Origin of the sequence: Pseudomonas sp. B10 (genome assembly GCF_900156235.1) — a bacterium.
Classification (GTDB): domain Bacteria; phylum Pseudomonadota; class Gammaproteobacteria; order Pseudomonadales; family Pseudomonadaceae; genus Aquipseudomonas; species Aquipseudomonas siliginis.
The window spans coordinates 3,066,716-3,087,009 of the sequence record NZ_LT707063.1 but is presented as its reverse complement, the minus strand read 5'-3'; the positions used below and the strand labels follow the sequence as shown (position 1 = coordinate 3,087,009).

General features: G+C 60.1%; 19 protein-coding genes. 11 read left to right on the top strand and 8 right to left on the bottom strand.

Translation table 11 applies throughout. The features are described 5' to 3' along the window. Window positions 1-10 precede the first annotated feature (10 nt). Entirely contained in the window at window positions 11-898 is an 888-nt protein-coding gene (locus BXA01_RS14000; protein WP_041476959.1) for a formate/nitrite transporter family protein, read from the top strand. Here the strand turns inward: BXA01_RS14000 and BXA01_RS13995 are convergent, their stop codons facing one another. Continuing rightward, window positions 899-2,164, bottom strand: coding sequence for a cation:proton antiporter (locus BXA01_RS13995; RefSeq protein ID WP_016772774.1), 1,266 nt, complete (start codon window positions 2,162-2,164; stop codon window positions 899-901). A 225-nt stretch (window positions 2,165-2,389) separates the two neighbouring features. Beyond that, complete coding sequence (locus BXA01_RS13990) at window positions 2,390-3,559, bottom strand: MFS transporter (RefSeq protein WP_076564417.1); 1,170 nt, start codon at window positions 3,557-3,559, stop codon at window positions 2,390-2,392. 331 nt (window positions 3,560-3,890) lie between these two features. On the opposite strand from BXA01_RS13990, the gene BXA01_RS13985 reads away from it, so the two are divergent. Further along, the gene (locus tag BXA01_RS13985; protein ID WP_039757593.1) at window positions 3,891-4,274 is read left to right on the top strand and encodes an MAPEG family protein; all 384 of its coding nucleotides are present in this window, start codon (window positions 3,891-3,893) and stop codon (window positions 4,272-4,274) included. Window positions 4,275-4,388: 114 nt separating this feature from the next. Here BXA01_RS13985 and mltA read toward each other — a convergent pair whose 3' ends face one another. Beyond that, a complete protein-coding gene (mltA, locus tag BXA01_RS13980) occupies window positions 4,389-5,573 on the bottom strand; it encodes a murein transglycosylase A (RefSeq protein ID WP_076564416.1) in 1,185 nt (394 codons plus the stop codon). Window positions 5,574-5,701: 128 nt separating this feature from the next. Between mltA and BXA01_RS13975 the strand changes: the two genes are divergently transcribed. Next, window positions 5,702-6,151, top strand: a complete 450-nt coding sequence (locus BXA01_RS13975) for a c-type cytochrome (RefSeq protein ID WP_076564415.1) — start codon at window positions 5,702-5,704, stop codon at window positions 6,149-6,151. Between the two features lie 183 nt (window positions 6,152-6,334). Here BXA01_RS13975 and BXA01_RS13970 read toward each other — a convergent pair whose 3' ends face one another. From BXA01_RS13970 to BXA01_RS13955, 4 genes are all read right to left on the bottom strand, one after another. Continuing rightward, window positions 6,335-6,730 (bottom strand): DUF1090 domain-containing protein, encoded by a 396-nt coding sequence (locus BXA01_RS13970; RefSeq protein WP_076564414.1) that lies wholly within the window; start codon window positions 6,728-6,730, stop codon window positions 6,335-6,337. Window positions 6,731-6,827: 97 nt separating this feature from the next. Next, window positions 6,828-8,504 carry an NAD-dependent DNA ligase LigB gene (ligB, locus tag BXA01_RS13965; protein ID WP_076564413.1) on the bottom strand — a complete coding sequence of 559 codons (1,677 nt, stop codon included), beginning with the start codon at window positions 8,502-8,504 and terminating at the stop codon, window positions 6,828-6,830. Window positions 8,505-8,725: 221 nt separating this feature from the next. Continuing rightward, entirely contained in the window at window positions 8,726-9,916 is a 1,191-nt protein-coding gene (metK, locus tag BXA01_RS13960; protein ID WP_076564412.1) for a methionine adenosyltransferase, read from the bottom strand. Window positions 9,917-9,934: 18 nt separating this feature from the next. After that, entirely contained in the window at window positions 9,935-10,930 is a 996-nt protein-coding gene (locus BXA01_RS13955; RefSeq protein WP_076564411.1) for an ArsR/SmtB family transcription factor, read from the bottom strand. Between the two features lie 259 nt (window positions 10,931-11,189). Between BXA01_RS13955 and tkt the strand changes: the two genes are divergently transcribed. The 8 genes from tkt (at window position 11,190) to BXA01_RS13915 (ending at window position 19,231) form a co-directional block, all read left to right on the top strand. Then, on the top strand, window positions 11,190-13,187 hold the full coding sequence (gene tkt, locus BXA01_RS13950) for a transketolase (RefSeq protein ID WP_024014622.1): 1,998 nt from the start codon (window positions 11,190-11,192) through the stop codon (window positions 13,185-13,187). Between the two features lie 151 nt (window positions 13,188-13,338). Further along, window positions 13,339-14,391, top strand: a complete 1,053-nt coding sequence (gene epd / locus BXA01_RS13945) for an erythrose-4-phosphate dehydrogenase (protein WP_024014621.1) — start codon at window positions 13,339-13,341, stop codon at window positions 14,389-14,391. A gap of 12 nt (window positions 14,392-14,403) precedes the next feature. Further along, window positions 14,404-15,567 carry a phosphoglycerate kinase gene (locus tag BXA01_RS13940; RefSeq protein ID WP_016772785.1) on the top strand — a complete coding sequence of 388 codons (1,164 nt, stop codon included), beginning with the start codon at window positions 14,404-14,406 and terminating at the stop codon, window positions 15,565-15,567. Between the two features lie 34 nt (window positions 15,568-15,601). Then, on the top strand, window positions 15,602-15,823 hold the full coding sequence (locus BXA01_RS13935; protein ID WP_041476780.1) for a hypothetical protein: 222 nt from the start codon (window positions 15,602-15,604) through the stop codon (window positions 15,821-15,823). 57 nt (window positions 15,824-15,880) lie between these two features. Beyond that, entirely contained in the window at window positions 15,881-16,213 is a 333-nt protein-coding gene (locus tag BXA01_RS13930; RefSeq protein ID WP_076564410.1) for an MliC family protein, read from the top strand. A 263-nt stretch (window positions 16,214-16,476) separates the two neighbouring features. Further along, the gene (fba, locus tag BXA01_RS13925) at window positions 16,477-17,541 is read left to right on the top strand and encodes a class II fructose-bisphosphate aldolase (protein ID WP_008081027.1); all 1,065 of its coding nucleotides are present in this window, start codon (window positions 16,477-16,479) and stop codon (window positions 17,539-17,541) included. Window positions 17,542-17,688: 147 nt separating this feature from the next. After that, window positions 17,689-17,952 (top strand): helix-turn-helix transcriptional regulator, encoded by a 264-nt coding sequence (locus BXA01_RS13920; RefSeq protein ID WP_024014619.1) that lies wholly within the window; start codon window positions 17,689-17,691, stop codon window positions 17,950-17,952. Then, window positions 17,945-19,231, top strand: coding sequence for a type II toxin-antitoxin system HipA family toxin (locus BXA01_RS13915; RefSeq protein WP_076564409.1), 1,287 nt, complete (start codon window positions 17,945-17,947; stop codon window positions 19,229-19,231). The genes BXA01_RS13920 and BXA01_RS13915 overlap by 8 nt, the downstream gene beginning before the upstream one ends. A 261-nt stretch (window positions 19,232-19,492) precedes the next feature. Here BXA01_RS13915 and BXA01_RS13910 read toward each other — a convergent pair whose 3' ends face one another. After that, window positions 19,493-20,161 carry a polysaccharide lyase family 7 protein gene (locus BXA01_RS13910; RefSeq protein WP_016772792.1) on the bottom strand — a complete coding sequence of 223 codons (669 nt, stop codon included), beginning with the start codon at window positions 20,159-20,161 and terminating at the stop codon, window positions 19,493-19,495. Window positions 20,162-20,294 lie beyond the last annotated feature (133 nt).

Sequence of the window (20,294 nt, the reverse complement as noted above, 5' to 3'; positions counted from 1 at the left end):
TTGCCACGCCATGACCACCCCCACCAGCGAAAAGACCCCCGACCTCTCGGCCAAGGAGCAGCACGAAGTCGAGAAGAGCCAGCCGCCGCGCGCGGCCGTTCTGCATGAAATCATCCGCACTCAGGGCGACCAGGAACTGGAGCGCAGCATTGCCGCGCTGTGGTGGTCGGCGCTGGCGGCAGGGTTGACCATGGGCCTGTCCCTGATGGGCATGGGCCTGCTCAATTCGCGTCTGCCCGATGGCGATGAGTTCAAGGTGATCGCCAGCTTCGGGTACTGCGCCGGTTTCCTCGCGGTGATCCTTGCCCGCCAGCAACTGTTCACCGAAAACACCCTGACCGCCGTGCTGCCGGTGATGACCAAGCCGACGCTGAAGAATTTTCTGCGACTGATCCGTCTGTGGACAGTGGTATTGGTCGGCAACCTCTGCGGGACGATTCTGGTCGCGTACGTGATGCTGGAACTGCCGATCTTCGACAGCAAGACCGACGTCGCCTTCCTCGAGATCGGCCGCAAGGTCATGGAACACAGCGCCAGTCAGATGTTCGCCAAGGGCATCGTCTCCGGCTGGATGATCGCCACCATGGTCTGGATGATCCCCTCCATGGAGAGCGCGAAGATGTGGATCATTATCCTCATCACCTACTTCATGGCGCTGGGCGACTTCACCCACATCGTGGTCGGATCGGCGGAAGTGTCCTATCTGGTCTTTGCTGGCGAGTTGCCGTGGAGTGATTTCTGGGCGGTGTTCGCCGGGCCGACGCTGGCGGGAAATATCATCGGCGGCAGCTTTATCTTCGCGCTGATCAGCCATGCGCAGATTCGCAGCGAAAGCGGTGCGCCGAAGGAATCTGCGGATCAGGCTGTTAAGCCCGATCCGCAGTCGATCAAGAAATGATCAATGGTGAGCTGGCTCAGGCACGCTGGCCGGCTCATTGCGCGTCGCGTGCTTGACCAGTTTGCCGATGGTCAGGCCCTGCAGCAGGATCGACGACAGCACGACGATGTAGGTGATGCTCAGCAGCAGATCGCGTTCCGGGCCCAGCGGCAGGGCCAGCGCCAGTGCCACCGAAACACCGCCGCGCAAACCGCCCCAAGTGAGGATGCGGATGGTGCCGGCCGGCACTGAGCGCCAGCGCCGCAGCAGCAGGATCGCCGGCGCCACGGTAAGCAGGCGCGACAACAGAATCGCCACCGCCAGCAGACCTGCGGCGGCCATGTGCAGCCAGTTGAACGGCAGCAGCAACAACTCCATGCCGATCAGCGCAAACAGCAGCGCGTTGAGCATGTCATCGAGCAATTCCCAGAAACCGTCCAGATAACGGCGGGTCATGTCGTTCATCGCCAGATTGCGCCCGAGGTTGCCGATGATCAGACCGGCCACCACCATCGCAATCGGCGCCGAAACGTGCAGTTCGGTGGACATCGCCGAACCGCCGATCACCAGGGCCAGGGTCAGCATCACGGTGATCTGATGCTGCTCGACGCTTTTGATCATCCGATAGACCAGATAACCGATCAGCCCGCCGAACAACACACCGCCAATGGCCTCATGGACGAAGAGCATGGCCGTGGCGCTGACGGTCGGGGTTTCGCCCAGTTGCGCGATGCCCAGCAGCACGGTGAAGACCACCACCGCCGTGCCGTCGTTGAACAGTGATTCGCCGACGATGGTGGTTTTCAGTGGCTTCGAAGCGTTGGCGGTACGCAACACGCCGAGTACCGCAATCGGGTCGGTCGGTGAGATCAGCGCGCCGAACAACAGGCAGTAGAGGAAACTCACGTGCCAGCCGAACAGGGCAAAAATGTAGAAGGCCAGGCTGCCGATCACCACGGTGGCGATCAACACGCCGAAGGTCGCCAGCAGGCCGATCGGCCAGCGGTAACTGCGCAAATCATTCAGGTTGACGTGCAGGGCGCCGGCGAACAGCAGGAACGAGAGCATCCAGTTCATCAGCAGATCGCCGAAATCGATCTGGCCGATCAGTTGTTGCACGCGATCTTCGAGGCCGGGAAAGCCGAGGACGCTGAGGCCTTGCAGGAGCAATGAGAACAGCAGTGCGGTAACCATCACGCCGATGGTCGGCGGCAGGCCGATAAAGCGGAAATTGACGAAGGTCAGGAGGGTGGTGAGGCAGATGAAAGCGGCGACAAGTTCAAGCATCCGGGGTCCTTTGGATGGAGAGTGAATGGAGCGCGACCGGAGGTTGGACGCAGGGGTTTGATGGGCGAACAGCGACATGGGACACACCACAGTTCATTGTGGCGAGGGGATTTATCCCCGCTCGGCGGCGAAGCCGTCGCAATCCGGTTTATCGATTATTCCTGACAAAACCCGATTGAAGGTTTTTGGGGCTGCTGCGCAGCCCAACGGGGATAAATAGAGGTCTCAGCCAGGCACATTGACCGCACTCGCCTGCCGACGTTGCAGGTAAATGAACAACAGCGCCGTCAGCACCGTCAGCACGCCGACCAGCGCCCCGGTCCACGGCAGGTCCGCCAGATCCGCGCCGCTGGCAACCACCAGTCCACCGATCCAGGCACCTGCTGCATTGCCAAGGTTGAACGCGCTCTGGTTCAGCGTCGAACCCAGATTCGGCGCTTCATGCGCCTGATCGATGATCAGCAGCTGCAGAATCGGGCACAGCGCAAAAGCGAAAATCCCCCACAGCACCAGGGTGATCGCCGCCGGAATCACCGCACGGCTGGTCTGGCTGAACGCCGCCAGAATCACCACAACTGCCAGTGCCACGCCGACCAGTGACGGCAGCAAGCGGCTATCGGCCAGACGCCCGCCGAGCATGCTGCCCGCTGTCAGGCCGACGCCGAACAACAGCAGCATCACCGTCACGCCGTGGGGGCTGACGCCAGTGATGTCTTGCAGAATCGGCGCGATATAGGTGAACACGCTGAACAGGCTGGTCGAGGCCAGCACGCTCATGCCCAGCGCCAGCAGCACGTTGGCCTTGCCCAGCACTTTGAATTCGCTGGCGAGGTTGGCTTTGTCCATCGCGATGTGTTTTGGCAGCCACAACCACTGCGCCAGCGCCGCAACAATGCCGATCACCGACACCGCCCAGAAGGTCGAGCGCCAGCCAGCGTATTGGCCAAGCGCTGTGCCGAGTGGCACGCCAAGCACGTTGGCCAGGGTCAGGCCGGTGAACATCATGGCAATGGCTTGCGCGCGTTTGTTCGGCGCAACCAGGCCGGCAGCAACCACCGAGCCAATGCCGAAAAACGCGCCATGACACAGTGCCGTGACCACCCGCGCCGCCATCAGCGTCGCGTAGTTCGGCGCGAGCGCGCAGAGCACGTTGCCGAGGATGAACATCAGCGTCATGCCCAGCAGTGTCGCTTTGCGCGGCATATTGGCGGTGCCGATCGCCAGGATCGGTGCGCCGAACACCACGCCCAGGGCGTAACCGGTGATCAGCAGCCCGGCGTGAGGAATGCTCACCGCCAGATCGCGGGCGACGTCGGGCAGCAGGCCCATGATGACGAATTCGGTAGTGCCGATGCCGAACGCGGCAACGGCGAGTGCAATTAAAGCGAGGGGCATGCGCAAGGTCTCTGTCGGTAGTCTTGACGCTTTGATCAGGCATACGCGTGCCAGCGACCGTTTTCGAAGAAAGCGGAGCAGGCAGCTTTTATTGGAGTTTTTGGTGTGCAGCTGAGTACGGCGTGGTGGGTTGCAGTATAAACAGCTGCTGACACATGACGAATCAATAATCTGACTAATCGACGGCTCACTGGAATTGCCGTGTTATATCCAGCTGAAAGAACCTTTCGGCCGGGCGCTGCTCTTAGCCTGTGGGCAGGTGCTGATCGGCATGCTGGTGATGAAGTTCTGACCGCTCGCCAATTTCTCCAATCGAAAAAAGGACGACGTTATGACAGTGGCTCTGTGGTGTGTGTTGATCGCGATTTTCCTGCCGTACGTGTGCACGATCGTGGCGAAGGCCACCGGCGGTTTCCGCCTCAAGGACAATTATGATCCACGGGACTTTCTCGACAGCGTCGATGGCGTCGCCCGTCGCGCCCATGCCGCGCAACTGAACAGCTTTGAAGTAACGCCTGCGTTTGCCGCTGCGGTGATCGTTGCCCACTTGGTCGGCACTGCGCAGCTGGTGACGGTCAATGTGCTGGCCGTGCTGTTTATCACCAGTCGCCTGCTGTACATCATCTGCTACCTGGCTGACTGGGCTGCACTGCGTTCGGTGGTGTGGTTTATCGGGATGGGGCTGATTGCTTCGTTCTTCTTTGTGTCGATCTGATTATCGGCTGTTGCTGCCGGCCTCTTTGCGAGCAGGCTCGCTCCCACATGGAAATGCATTCCAGATGTAGGAGCGAGCCTGCTCGCGAAAGCGATGGATCAGGCCACGAAGAATTTAAGATTTTTGCTTCGGTGTATCCGCCACCTGCGGGACCTGCGGCAACGCCGCCCCTTTAGGCCAGAGCATCCATATCTGCCCCTGCTGTTTCATGTCCCCGGCCAGTTGCCCGGCCGCATCACCCGTGCCCCAGAACAGATCCGCGCGCACCTCACCGGCAATCGCGCCGCCGGTATCCTGCGCCGCGACCGGGCGCACCAGTGGGGTGCCATCCGGCTTGGTGGTCGACAGCCATAACAGACTGCCCAACGGAATCACCTTGCGATCCACCGCCGCGCTGTAGCCGGCGGTCAGCGGCACGTTCAGCGAGCCGCGCGGGCCTTCGTTGCTGTCCGGGTTGCGGGTGAAGAACACGTAGCTCGGGTTGCTGGCGAGCAGTTCCGGAATGCGCGTCGGGTTGGCCTTGGCCCAGTTGCTGATCGCGCTCATGGTCACGTCTTCTTTCTTCAGCTCGCCTTGCTCGACCAGCCAGCGACCGATCGGCCGGTACGGGTGGCCGTTCTGATCGGCGTAGGCGATGCGCAACTGTTTGCCGTCCTCGGTCTGAATCCGGCCCGAACCCTGGATCTGTAGAAATTGCAGATTCATCGGATCAGTCAGATAGGCGACCACTGGCGCTTTCACGCCTTTGGATTCGATGGTCGCCGCGTCGTCGTAAGGCTTGAGCACGCGACCTTCGAGGCGGCCGCGCAGGCGCTTGCCTTTCAATTCCGGGTAGATGCTGTCGAGCGAGACGATGATCATGTCTTCCGGCACGCCGTACACCGGCACGTTCGCCGTTGCGGTGGGCGTCAGGCTGCCGGGGTACACCGGTTCGTAGTAGCCGGTGATCAGACCGTTGGGGTTGTCGTTCTCGGCGCGCAGGCCGTAGACATCGAGATTCTGCTTGAGGAATGCACGAATCTCGGCGGCGCTTTGCGGCACATTCACCGCCGCAGCGCAGGTCGGCCCCCAGACTGCGTCGGCTTTGAGTCGTGTGCAGGCGCTGCGCCACGAGCCGAAACCGGCGACCAGATCGCTGTCGGAGACCGCGGGCAAGGCTTCCCAGGTCGCGCTGGAATAGGTGGCCAGCGCATGGGTTTTTGGTTTGGCGCTGTCGCCGCCTGTGCAACCGGCGAGGATGGCGAGCAGTGGAAGGGTGACGATAAGCGGGTGACGCCAGGCCGTGAAGCGGCTGTTCATGGAGTGATTCCTGTGCCGGTTGGCCGAGAGCTCCATGCGCTCGACCAACCCGTATTTTTAATAGGGCTATTGGTGTTTGGCGGTGAGCCGAGGATACTGGCCGCCGATTTCCGCGACCTGAAGCCATCATGACTCTGAAACCAATTGCTGTTGTATTGCTGGCCTGTCTGACCTTGTCCGCCTGTGGCGGCGTCGACCCGAATTCGCCGCTGGGCCAGCGCAAGGTCATCTTCAAGCAGATGCTCAAGACCAGCGAAGACCTCGGCGGCATGTTGCGTGGGCGCATTGCCTTCGACGGGCCGAAATTTGCCGAAGGTGCGGTCAGACTTGATGCGTTGGCCCATGAGCCGTGGAAGCATTTTCCGCAGGTGCGCGAGCAAGATCACACCAGCGCCAAGGACGATGTCTGGCAGAAACAGGCGCGTTTTCAGGAACTGGCCCGCGCCCTTGAAGCGGCTACCGGTGAATTGGTGGTCGCCAGTCAGGTTCAGCCGTACAGGGCCAGCAATCTTGGGCCGGCAGTGCAGAAAGTTGAAGATGCCTGCAGTGCTTGCCATAAAGAGTTTAGGGATCATTGATTCCTGAAGCTGCTGAGTGCCTTGTGGCGAGTGAGTACCTTGTGGCGAGGGGATTTATCCCCGATGGGCTGCGAAGCAGCCCCAAAACCATACAACCGGTTTTTTTCAGTCGGACCCGACTAGCCAAATTTGCGACGGCCTCGCCGCCGGACGGGGATAAATCCCCTCGCCACAGGGCTTTGGTTACTTATCGATCTCGTCCAGCGCTTCCTGCAGTTCCTTGCGCGACTCCGCGAGCTTTTCCTTGCGCTTGTTGATCTTCTCCGGATCGCCTTTCTTCATGGCCTTGTCGAGGTCCGCCTGACGCTGGCTGACTTCATGCTTGGCCTCAAGCACCTTGTTCTCACGTTCTTTCTTCAGCCCTGCGTCGGTGCAGTGTTCGGTCACTTCGCGCAGTGTGGTTTCCAGGCCCGCCTGCTGCTCCATGTTGCCGCGCGACTTGGCCTGTTCGATCTGATTGATGATGCCCTGCTTCTTGGCAGCGCAACCGGTCAGGCCCGGGCCGTCTTCTTCGGCCATGACCGGGGCGGCCATGACGCCGCAAAGAGTAAGCAGGGCGAGCGGTGCGAGAAATTTCATAAAAGCTCCATGTGCAAAGGCAATCGGGGTGGGAGGGCACTGCGCTGTTGGAGCGTCTGGCCGGCCGTTGGGTTCCCGCCGGGCGGGGATTGCAGGTTCAGAAGCCGTCGATTCCGGCGGCTTTCAAGGTTTCACTCAAAGCCAGTACCTGCGGGTCGCGAAAGAATGCGCTCAGTTGCGCCGCGCGTCCCGGGCCGATGCCGGCTTCTGCCTGCCATTGTTCAGTGTCGCGTTGTGCCAAGGCCTGCCACGAATCGTCCAGTTGTGCCTGTCCGGTCGGCGGCATGCCCAGCGCTTTCAACCATCGAGCAAGCGGCTGTTGCCGCGCGCCGTGAAAACTCTGGATCAGGCGTGCGCTGCTGCGCTCGCCGAGGCCGGCAATGTTAGCAAGCTCTGACGCATCGAGGGTCAGCCAATCCAGCAGGTGTTTCAGACGGCCTGTTTCCAAAAGTTTCTCCCAGGTGCCGCGACCGACATGCTGCATGGCCAGGCCCTGCTTGCCACTGAGCCAGGTCAGACGCGCGAGAAACTGGCTTTCACACCCCGGCGTCGGTTGCCAGCAGCTCAGGGCGTGGTAGTCGCCAGCATCGGGGATGTTGATGTCCGCCCGTTCGCTGGTGCGCAGCACGACACTGTCGAGGCGCGGAATGGTCAGCCCGGCCAGACTGATTGCCACCTGATCGCCGGGACGGATGTCGAGGGTTTGCCAGCGCTTGAGTGAGCTGACGCTGACCCGTTTGATTTCGCGGTCATCGAGTCTGACCGGCAGCAGTTCCAGCACCGGCGTGATCCGCCCGGTGCGGCCGATCTTGAAATTGACCTTGCGCACTTCGGCCAATGCCTGGGCGAAAGGGTATTTCCAGGCGATCGCCCAATACGGCGCGCGAGCCTGCCAGCGTTCGGCGGGTGGCCGTTGGCTCTGGCGCAGCACCACGCCGTCGCTGGCAAAGGGCAGTGGCGAGCGATACCAGTGCTCGCGCCATTTTTGCGCGTCTTCGAATCGGGTGACGGGCTGGGTATAGGGCTCGGTTGTGGCGAACCCCAATGTCTGAAGTTCGGACAATCTTTCCGGCAGCCGCACAGGACCTTGCGGCCAGTCCCAGACAAACAGGCCGATCCCGGCAGCCTGTTCAACATCGAGTGTTTTACGTCCCATCAGCCCGGCGACGGTGGCGCGGGCATTGACGCTGCCGGACTGTGATTGAACATGCGCGCTCAGGCGCCAATAGAGTTCGCCCTGTACCAGCAGATCCCGTGGCTGCCTCAAACGTTGCGGAATGGCTGCAATCCTGCGCGCGGAGGCTGTCCAGTCCTGGCCGTTGACCCCATCACCGCGACTGATCGCCTGCTGCAATACCCCCTGGCGGTAGATCAGCGTGACAGCCACGCCGTCGACCTTGGGTTGCACCCAGACGTTCTGGCGATCACGCAACCAGTGGGCGACGTCTTCGACTTTGTGCAGCTTGTCCAGGCCGGTGTGGGCGATGGGGTGGGTGACCGTGCCGGACGCGGTGCGCAACGGCTGCGGGGATGAGGGCTGGTTGAAACAGGCTTGCCATTCTTTCAGCCGCAGTTGGGACTGGTCATAGAGTTCGTCGCTGATCAATGAGCGGCCTTCGCGGTGATAGGCGTCGTCCCATTGGTCGATCTGGTTTTGCAGGGTGGTGATTTCGCGTTGGGCTTGGGAAAGATCCCAGTTCGGGCAGTTGGCTTGGCTGACGAGGGTGATGAGTGCCAGCAGGAAGGCCAGCAACAGGCGCAGTGTGAAGAGCATCGTTGAGCGTCCTTGCTCGGGGGTAATATTTGAAGGGTAGGTGAGGATTCGAAATGCGTTACCGGGGGTGTTTTTCGAGGTGTTTCCGGATTCTGAATTGACGTTGCATGAGCGGGCGCCTTCGCGAGCAGGCTCGCTCCCGCAGGGATCTCAAAAATCTGTCAGGCATGAAAAAGCCCCGCACGGCGCGAACCGTGCGGGGCTTTCTTGCAGCCAGGGTATTACAGGCCAGCGGCGGAACGCAGGGCGTCGGCGCGGTCGGTTTTTTCCCAGGTGAACGTGGTGAAGCTGTCTTCGCCAACGGTCTTGGTCTGCGGCGCGCGACCGAAGTGGCCGTAGGCTGCGGTTTCCTGGTACATCGGGTGCAGCAGGTCGAGCATGGTGGTGATCGCGTATGGACGCAGGTCGAACACTTCACGCACCAGTTTGATGATCTTGTCATCGCTGATCTTGCCGGTGCCGAAGGTGTTCAACGAGATCGACGTAGGCTGGGCCACACCGATCGCGTAGGACACCTGAATCTCGCAACGCTCGGCAAGGCCGGCCGCAACGATGTTCTTGGCCACGTAACGGCCTGCGTAGGCAGCCGAACGGTCAACCTTCGATGGATCCTTGCCGGAGAACGCGCCGCCGCCGTGACGGGCCATGCCGCCGTAGCTGTCGACGATGATCTTGCGACCGGTCAAACCGCAGTCACCTACCGGGCCGCCAATGATGAACTGGCCGGTCGGGTTGATGTGGAACTGGGTGTCCTTGCTCAGCAGTTCGGCAGGCAGTACGTGCTTGACGATCAGCTCCATTACGCCTTCGCGCAGGTCTTTGTACGACACTTCCGGGTTGTGCTGGGTCGACAGAACCACAGCGTCGATGCCGACAACCTTGCCGCCTTCGTAACGGCAGGTCACTTGCGACTTGGCATCCGGACGCAGCCAAGGCAGCAGGCCCGACTTGCGTGCTTCAGCCTGACGCTGCACCAGCTGGTGCGAGAAGGTGATCGGCGCTGGCATCAAAACGTCGGTTTCGTTGCTGGCGTAGCCGAACATCAGGCCCTGGTCGCCGGCGCCCTGATCTTCAGGCTTGGCGCGGTCAACACCCTGGTTGATGTCAGGGGACTGCTTGCCGATGATGTTCATCACGCCGCAGGTCGCGCCGTCGAAGCCGACTTTGGAGCTGGTGTAGCCGATGTCGCAAATCACGTCACGAACGATCTGCTCCAGGTCGACCCAGGCGCTGGTGGTCACTTCACCGGCAACGATGGCCACGCCGGTCTTGACCAGGGTTTCCACAGCCACGCGAGCGTGTTTGTCCTGGGCAATAATGGCGTCCAGCACCGCATCGGAAATCTGGTCGGCGATTTTGTCCGGATGTCCTTCAGACACGGACTCGGAGGTGAAGAGGGAGTATTCGCTCATCTCGATGTTTTCCTGAATTTACCGATGGTGAGTGTCGCCAGCCGGTCGCTGAAAGTGGCGAACCTGGATCTGGAAACCATTACGTAAGCCTACATAGAGGCTTTCCCCGGGAACGAGTCCCGCAGCGGTGGCCCAACGGGCCAGATCGTCCTGTTCAAACCCCAACCAGAGATCACCGCAGGCCTCCCTGGCCCAACTCTGGTTGTGGCTACATAACTCTGTCACGAGCAGGCTACCGCCCGGTTGCAGCAAATCGGCCATGTGCCTGAGCGCATCGGCCGGAGCGGCGAAATGGTGCAGGACCATGTTCAACACTACGCAATGGGCCTTGAGGCTGGTGCCGTTCAATGCATCGGCCAATTGCAGGCTGACGTTAGCCAACTGTTCACGTTCACACACCTGACGCGCCAGTTCGAGCATCGCCGGGCTGTTGTCCAGCGCGGTTACGGTGCCGAAGCGACGGGCCAGTTCCGGCAGAAAAGCACCATCGCCGGGGCCGACTTCAATGGCCGTGGCTGCACCATCGAAGTTCAGTTTGTCGAGCAGGGCCAGCACGCTGTCACGGTACTGCGGCAGGCCTGCGATCAAATCCTGCTGGGCACGGAATTTTTCCGCGACCCGGGCGAAAAAATCCCGGCTGGCGGCGGCACGCTGGCCGTGAACCTGCACGATGCGCGCTTGCACTTCATCAGGCAGATCCAGATCGTCGACTTCTTCCAGCAATGCCGCGTGCAGCTTGCCGCCGAGCAATCCGCTGTGGGGCAGCGCGCGACGATAAAAAATCGCGTTGCCCTCACGGCGTGTCGCCACCAGGTCGGCTTGCGCCAGCACCTTGAGGTGGTGGCTCATGCCCGACTGGCCGATGCCGAAAATCTGCGCCAGCTCCAGCACGCCAAACGAATCGTTGGCCAGCGCGCGCAATACATTCAGCCGCAGCGGATCGCCGCCGGCCTTGCACAGGGCCGCCAGCTCGTCGCAATCGTCATGGCGAATGGAAGGCACGCGTAAGTTCATAGGGCTGGCAGTCTAGAGACGGGGGCAAGGCACCGCAAGGCCAATATCAAAAAGTTTTGATATTGCTCGATAAATGGCACTTCTCAGCGCACGGCAGTCTCTACAAACGAATAGCGGAAAGGTTTCACCAAGCGAAACCTGTGCTATCGATTGGAAAAACGCCTGCCGATGACTATCTGTCATTGCCCCGAGGCGCATGGGTGAGGGAAAATGCCCTCCTTTTTTCCGTTTCAGTCTATTCACACCCAGGAGATCAGCGATGCCTAGCCGTCGTGAGCGTGCCAACGCCATTCGTGCCCTCAGCATGGATGCCGTGCAAAAAGCCAACAGCGGCCATCCCGGTGCCCCTATGGGTATGGCAGATATTGCCGAAGTGCTGTGGCGCGACTACCTCAAGCACAACCCGAGCAACCCGTCGTTCGCCGACCGTGACCGCTTCGTGCTGTCCAACGGCCACGGCTCGATGTTGATCTACTCGCTGCTGCACCTGACCGGCTACGACCTGTCCATCGACGACCTCAAGCAGTTCCGTCAACTGCACAGCCGCACTCCAGGCCACCCGGAATTCGGTTACACCCCGGGCGTCGAAACCACCACCGGCCCGCTGGGTCAGGGTCTGGCCAACGCCGTCGGTTTCGCTCTGGCTGAAAAAGTCATGGGCGCGCAGTTCAACCGTCCCGGCCACAACATCGTTGACCACCACACCTATGTGTTCCTCGGTGATGGCTGCATGATGGAAGGCATTTCCCACGAAGTCGCTTCCCTGGCCGGCACGCTGGGCCTGGGCAAGCTGATTGCCTTCTACGATGACAACGGCATTTCCATCGACGGTGAAGTCGAAGGCTGGTTCACCGATGACACGCCGAAGCGTTTCGAAGCCTACAACTGGCAGGTGATCCGCAACGTCGACGGCCACGATCCGGAAGAGATCAAGACCGCCATCGAAACCGCACGCAAGAGCGCTCAACCGACGCTGATCTGCTGCAAGACCACCATCGGTTTCGGTTCGCCGAACAAGCAGGGCAAGGAAGATTGCCATGGCGCCCCACTGGGTGACGCGGAAATCGCCCTGACCCGTCAGGCGCTGAACTGGAACCACGGCCCGTTCGAAATCCCGGCCGAGATCTATGCCGAGTGGGATGCCAAAGAAGCTGGCCGCGCGGTCGAAGCCGAGTGGGATCAGCGTTTCGCCGCTTACTCCGCTGCATTCCCGACTGAAGCCAATGAGCTGATCCGCCGTCTGAGCGGCGAACTGCCGGCCGACTTCTCGGAAAAAGCCTCGGCCTACATCGCCGAAGTCGCGGCCAAGGGCGAAACCATCGCCAGCCGCAAAGCCAGTCAGAACACTCTCAACGCCTTCGGCCCGCTGCTGCCGGAAATGCTCGGCGGTTCGGCTGACCTTGCCGGCTCCAACCTGACCCTGTGGAAAGGCTGCAAAGGCGTCAGTGCTGAAGATGCCAGCGGCAACTACATGTACTACGGCGTGCGCGAGTTCGGCATGACCGCGATCATGAACGGCGTCGCCCTGCACGGCGGTCTGGTGCCTTACGGCGCGACCTTCCTGATGTTCATGGAATACGCACGCAACGCGGTACGTATGTCGGCTTTGATGAAGAAGCGCGTGATTCACGTCTACACCCACGACTCCATCGGTCTGGGCGAAGACGGCCCGACGCACCAGCCAATCGAGCAATTGACCAGCCTGCGCAGCACGCCGAACCTCGACACCTGGCGTCCAGCCGATGCCGTGGAATCGGCAGTGGCCTGGAAAAACGCTCTGGAGCGCAAGGACGGCCCGTCGGCGCTGATCTTCTCCCGGCAGAACCTGCAGCACCAGGAACGCGACGCTGGCCAGATTGCCAACATCAGCCGTGGTGGTTATGTGCTCAAGGATTGCGCAGGCGAGCCTGAGCTGATCCTGATCGCCACCGGTTCGGAAGTCGGTCTGGCGGTTCAAGCCTTCGACAAACTGACCGAGCAGGGCCGCAAGGTTCGCGTGGTCTCGATGCCGTGCACCAGCGCGTTCGATGCTCAGGATGCGGAGTACAAGCAGTCGGTTCTGCCGTTGCAGGTCAGCGCGCGTATCGCCATCGAAGCGGCCCACGCCGATTTCTGGTTCAAGTACGTGGGTCTGGAAGGTCGTGTGATCGGCATGACCACCTACGGTGAGTCGGCGCCGGCTTCGGCATTGTTCGAAGAGTTCGGTTTTACCCTGGAAAACATCTTGGGTCAGGCTGAAGAGCTGCTGGAAGACTAAATCTGACAGTTATGTTGTCCGGGCTGACGCCTTCGCGAGCAGGCTCGCTCCCACATTGGAATGCATTTCCCTGTGGGAGCGAGCCTGCTCGCGAAAGCGTTGGTTCGGGCAACATCGCACTGCCTGATACACCACGGTAATCGAGAACCCCATGCCTCAACCGCGTCCCTACAAAGTTGCACTCAACGGCTACGGCCGCATTGGTCGTTGCGTCTTGCGGGCGTTGTTCGAGCGCGGCGCGAAGGCCGGGTTTGAAATTGTCGCGATCAACGATCTGGCCGACATGGCCAGCATCGAATACCTGACACGCTTCGACTCCACCCACGGCCGCTTTCCCGGCGAAGTGCGGGTTGAAGGCGATTGTCTGCATATCAATGGCGACTGCGTGAAGGTCTTGCGCAGTGCCACCCCCGAAGGCATCGATTGGGCGTCGCTGGGCGTCGATCTGGTGCTGGAATGCTCCGGCGCTTACCACACCCGTGCCGATGGCCAGCGGTTTCTCGACGCCGGCGCACCGCGCGTGCTGTTCTCGCAGCCGATGGCCAGCGAAGCGGATGTCGACGCCACCATCGTCTACGGCGTCAATCAGGACTGCCTGACCGGCGACGAACTGCTGGTGTCCAACGCCTCCTGTACGACAAATTGCGGTGTGCCGCTGCTGCGCCTGCTCGATCAGGCGATCGGTCTGGATTACGTGTCGATCACCACCATTCACTCGGCGATGAACGATCAACCGGTGATCGACGCCTATCACGACGAAGACCTGCGCCGCACGCGTTCGGCGTTCCAGTCGGTGATCCCGGTGTCCACTGGTCTGGCGCGTGGTATCGAGCGCCTGCTGCCGGAACTTGCCGGGCGAATTCAGGCCAAAGCCGTGCGCGTGCCGACAGTCAACGTGTCCTGCCTCGACATCACGATGCAGACCGCCACCGCGACTGACGCCAATGAGGTCAACCGGATCCTGCGCGAAGCCGCCACCAGCGGCCCGCTCAAAGGCCTTTTGGCCTACACCGAGTTGCCGCACGCCAGCTGTGATTTCAACCATGACCCACATTCGGCCATCGTCGATGCCAGTCAGACCCGTGTTTCCGGCCCCAAGCTGGTGAACATCCTGGCCTGGTTCGACAACGAATGGGGTTTTGCCAACCGAATGCTGGACGTTGCAGACCACTATCTGCAAACAGCAACTTCAAAAAAACCGTAGGAAGTGCGACCCATGACCGTGTTGAAGATGTCCGACCTCGATCTGCAAGGTAAGCGCGTATTGATCCGCGAAGACCTCAACGTCCCCGTCAAGGACGGTGTTGTCACCAGCGACGCGCGCATCCTGGCTTCGCTGCCGACCATCAAGCTGGCCCTGGAAAAAGGCGCGGCAGTGATGGTCTGCTCGCACCTGGGCCGTCCTACCGAAGGCGAATTCTCCGCCGAAAACAGCCTGAAACCTGTCGCCGACTACCTGAGCAAAGCGCTGGGCCGTGAAGTGCCGCTGGTGGCTGACTACCTCGGTGGCGTGGAGGTCAAGGCTGGCGACATCGTGCTGTTCGAAAACGTACGCTTCAACAAGGGCGAGAAGAAGAACGCCGACGACCTGGCGCAGCAATACGCGGCCCTGTGCGACGTGTTCGTGATGGACGCCTTCGGTACTGCTCACCGCGCCGAGGGTTCGACCCATGGTGTAGCCAAGTTCGCCAAAGTCGCTGCCGCCGGCCCGTTGCTGGCCGCTGAGCTGGATGCGCTGGGCAAAGCCCTCGGCGCGCCGGCCAAGCCAATGGCAGCCATCGTTGCCGGCTCCAAGGTGTCGACCAAACTCGACGTGCTGAACAGCCTGAGCCAGATCTGCGATCAACTGATCGTCGGCGGCGGCATCGCCAACACCTTCCTCGCGGCGGCTGGTCACCCGGTCGGCAAGTCGCTGTACGAACCGGACCTGCTCGACACCGCGCGTGAAATCGCTGCCAAAGTCAGCGTACCGTTGCCGGTTGACGTCGTGGTCGCCAAGGAATTTGCCGAAAGCGCTGAAGCGACCGTCAAGCTGATCGCTGACGTGGCGGCTGACGACATGATTCTCGACATCGGTCCGCAAACTGCAGCCAATTTCGCCGAGCTGCTGAAGTCGTCGAAAACCATTCTGTGGAACGGCCCGGTTGGCGTGTTCGAGTTCGATCAGTTCGGCAACGGCACCAAAGTGCTGGCCCAGGCTATCGCCGAAAGCTCGGCATTCTCCATCGCGGGCGGTGGCGACACCCTGGCGGCGATCGATAAATATGGCGTGGCTGAGCAGATCTCCTACATTTCCACCGGTGGTGGCGCGTTCCTCGAATTCGTCGAAGGCAAGGTGCTGCCGGCCGTTGAAGTCCTGGAAAGCCGGGCCAAGGCCTGAGGCCGCCCGTTTGGCCAGGCAAAGGAGTGTTTACATGGTCAAGTCGTTAGCGCTGTTGTTGCTGACCGGTACGCTGGCGGCCTGCGGAAGTAACCCGAAGGCCGAAGCCACGCCGGCGCCGAGCGAGCCGCAGAAGGGCTGTTATCAGGCCGACTGGCAGGCCGAAACCAACCCGGTGCTGAACAAGCGCTCGGGGCCGGACGGCCTGGACAAATACGAGACGCAAACCCCGGTCAAGGAACATGGTTGTCCTTGACGGGTCTGACTCTTTAACTCAGGGCTGGCGGCATGCGTCGTCAGTCGAGGAACACGGATGAAAGGCTTGATCGCCGTTGCGGCGTTGGCATTGTTGGGCGGTTGCGCGCAGTTGAACCTGTTTCAGTCGTCCGCCCCGGCAGACGACTGGACGACCTGGACCTGCGACAGCCAGGCCAAGGTGTTGTGGCGTTACGCCGATGCCGGCCAGAAGGAAGTCGACGTTCGCCTCGGCGGCGGTGATCAGGTCTATCGCCTGAAAGAAGAGCCGGGCGCCTCTGGCACGCTGTACAGCGATGGCATGCTGGCGTTTCACGTCAAGGGTGACGAAGGCCTGGTGTACTGGGTCGCCACCAATGACCTGATTGGCCGTGGTTGCAAGGCCGAGTAAGACGATTGAATTGGTGTACAGAGATCCAAATGTGGGAGCGAGCCTGCTCGCGAAAGCAATCTTGCCGTCGATGATGCAGTGTCTGTCAGACCGCTTTCTCGAGCAGGCTCGCTCCCACAGGGATTCTCTGTTGTTCACACAGTTTTGGTAACACCGAATCACCAGGCCGGGCCTCAACCCCCGATCTGCATTAACTTGAATAGCCGCCGCCGCTCCGGCAGGCTGGCACGATCAACGACCCTCAACCGGGAGAGACACACACAATGGCACTTATCAGCATGCGCCAGATGCTGGACCACGCAGCCGAGTTCGGCTACGGCGTTCCAGCCTTCAACGTCAACAACCTTGAGCAGATGCGCGCCATCATGGAAGCCGCTGACAAGACTGACTCCCCGGTGATCGTCCAGGCTTCGGCCGGCGCCCGCAAATACGCCGGCGCGCCATTCCTGCGTCACTTGATCCTGGCCGCGATCGAAGAATTCCCGCACATCCCGGTGTGCATGCACCAGGACCACGGCACCAGCCCTGATGTCTGCCAGCGTTCGATTCAACTGGGCTTCAGCTCGGTGATGATGGACGGCTCGCTGGGCGAAGACGGCAAGACCCCGACCGACTACGACTACAACGTCCGCGTTACCCAACAAACCGTGGCCATGGCCCACGCCTGCGGCGTTTCGGTAGAAGGCGAGCTGGGCTGCCTGGGTTCGCTGGAAACCGGCATGGCCGGTGAAGAAGACGGCATCGGCGCCGAAGGCGTTCTGGATCACAGCCAGATGCTGACCGACCCGGAAGAAGCCGCTGACTTCGTCAAGCGCACCCAGGTCGACGCCTTGGCCATCGCCATCGGCACCAGCCACGGCGCCTACAAGTTTACCAAGCCACCTACCGGCGACGTGCTGGCGATCGACCGCATCAAGGAAATCCACAAGCGCATCCCGAATACCCACCTGGTGATGCACGGTTCGTCCTCCGTGCCACAAGAGTGGCTGGCGATCATCAACCAGTACGGCGGCGACATCAAAGAAACCTACGGCGTACCGGTTGAAGAAATCGTCGAAGGCATCAAGCACGGCGTGCGCAAGGTCAACATCGACACCGACCTGCGCCTGGCCTCCACTGGCGCCATGCGTCGCCTGATGGCCACCAACCCGAGCGAATTCGACCCACGTAAATTCTTCGGCGCCACCGTGACCGCAATGCGCGATGTATGTATCGCTCGTTACGAAGCGTTTGGTACTGCCGGCAATGCTTCGAAGATCAAACCGATCTCCCTGGAAGCGATGTACCAGCGTTATCTGAAGGGTGAGTTGAACGCCAAGGTCAACTGAGCCTGAGTGTTGAGCTGATTAAAAAGAAACCCGCCGAGAGGCGGGTTTTTTTTGTGGTGCAAACGCCGTGACAAGACATCGGCACCCTTTTGCTTGATATGTCACCTAAAGTGGACTTTACTACCGATAATCTACTTAAAGTCCGATATGGGTGACATTTTGCTTCTCGATAATCCAGCAACGTTTGCCCAGCGTATTCGCCAATTGCGCAAAGCCAAGGGCTACAGTCAGGCGTTGCTTGCGCATAGGGCTCATTGCAGCCGCAAAACCATCATCGATCTCGAAGCAGGCGAAAACGTCGCTTTTTATACGGTGTTTAGAGTTATTGCCGCGTTAGGCATGGCGTTGGAGATTGTCGATAACCGAATCGATCTCAAATCACTCGCCGAATTGGTGGAGCATGATGAGTAAGGTGAAACGACTGAATGTCATGACGCCTCAGGGCCATTCCGGCGAGTTGTCCAAAGGTTCGCAGTTTTCATTCGCTTACCAGTCAGCGTCGCCACTCAGGGAAGTTTCCCTGGTCATGCCCTATGACCCGACACCGTCGGTGAGCAGCATATTGCAGCCCATCTTCGATATGAATGTGCCTGAGGGATATCTGGCCGACCAAATCAAGCGGCGCATGGCCAAGCATATGCAAGTGGATGAAATGCGCCTGTTGTCCGTCATCGGCGGTAATCAGATCGGTCGCCTCACGTATGAGAATCCGATAGAACCTTCAGGCTCTGTTCGTGCGCAGGTCGGCTTGCAGGAGATCCTGTCGGCGGACACCTCTCAGCATGTTTTCGGTTTTTTGGTCGAAACCTACTTCGAGTCGGGCATTTCAGGTGTTCAGCCCAAGGTTCTGGTGCCCGATCTGGACAAGCTGACTGGTAGCCGAAAAACAGTGATCAGCTCCGACCTAATCGTCAAATCAGGAGCGGAAGAGTATGAGCACCTGGCTCAAAACGAGTTTCTGTGTCTGGAAGCAGCGCGGCTGGCTGGACTGCACACGCCGCCTTTCTGGCTTTCCGATAACGGTGAGCTGTTTGTCATGGAGCGTTTTGATCTGACGGCGTCTGATCGCCTTGGCTTTGAAGACATGGCGGTGCTGCTGGGGTTAAACAAGGATCCCCACGATAACTATAAATATTCGCAGAGCTACGAAACCCTTGCTGCAGTGATCCGTCAGGTATGCAGGCATGCCGACCCGATACGAGAACTGGAACGTTTTTTTTCATCCGTCTGTCTTTCGGTCATGGTGCGTAACGGCGATGCGCATTTGAAAAACTTCGGGGTGACCTACACGCACCCTGCGGCCACTGAAACGGTGCAGTTGGCGCCGGTATACGATGTCACGACCACAACCGTATACGAGAACTACAACCCCAGGACCGGGCGATCGCTGGTTGACCGTACTCTCGCCATCAAGATGAACAAGGCCAAAGCTTATCCGGATCGTCAGCAATTGATTGAGTTTGGTCGTAAACACTGCGCTGTGGATAAGCCAGCACTGGTCGTCGACCGGATAGCCGAGGCAATGAGTCAGGCGCTTTTGATTCACCGACCACGGATAGACGTTGAATTGTTTGCAAGGATGCAACGCGAATGGGACACCGGGCGCATGGTTGCGTTGAATGACTCGGTCGGTTCGGGTTTGAAGCGTCATCCTTTATCAAGCGGTAGAAAGGAAAAGGCTGATAAATGATGCGCGGTGTACCGCTACCGTGACATTTGCTTCTCAAAGTCGCGTATGCGCGACATTTCGCCAATGCAGCGGCCCGCATGTTGAGGCGGCGCATTCCGCGGCCCACCCCTGAAGCCCTTGTAGGAGTGGGCCTGCTCGCGATAGCGGAGTTTCAGACGCATGAATATTGAATGGCACACCGTTAGCGCGAGCAGGCTCACTCCTTCAATTGGAGCGAATGTGGTCTGCAAGTTATGGGTTGTTTGTCATTTTGGCGGCTAGCTACTTGTCGTGATCAATATCCAGTTTGGTAAACGTCACCTGTCCACCCTCACTCGTATACCCAGTGTTGTCCTGCACATACACCCCGGCCTTGAAGTACAGCGGCTTGTCGCGCCAGGTCGCGCTGATCTGGGAGTCCCACTGATACCCCGCCGCACTCACGCCCAGGGCACCGCCGGGGCTCAAGTGGATGAGGTAGTTGAATTCGCGATCAAGCTTGACGCCGGTGGCGAGGGTGATGACGCGGCTTTCGGCGTCGTCCGGGCGCATGCGCACTTTGATCACCAGATTGCCGGTCTGGGTTTTTTCCTTGTACTGATATTCGAGCTTGACCATCGGCCGCTGGCTTTCGTACGCGTGAATCTGGCCGATGACGATCTTGCCCGAGCTCGGCACCTTGTTTACCGCGAGGGTGGCGCGCAGCAGGTTGTCGGCGTCCGGGTAGTACCAGTTGCGCAGGGTGCCGTTGCTGTAGGTTTCGCGCAGTTCGGTACGCGGGTAGATGGCGTTTTCGGTTTTCGAGCCAGTCACCGGGGACCAGAAGAACAGGGTGCCGGTATCGGAATGGAAGTACTGATCCTTGAAGCCATCCACCAGTTTTGAGGTCTCAACGGTGTACGGCGGGCTGCCAACAGGAACGCTGAGGTTCCAGGTTGCGAGGTCGATCATGACGGTTCTTCCAATCAATTCATCCGGAACGCCGGTGCCAGAAGCTCTAGCCCGCGCGTTTTCGGGCGTCTTTATAAGCGTAGCGACAATTTTTGTTAATGCCCGTCCGGCGATTACTTGACGTCAACATCCT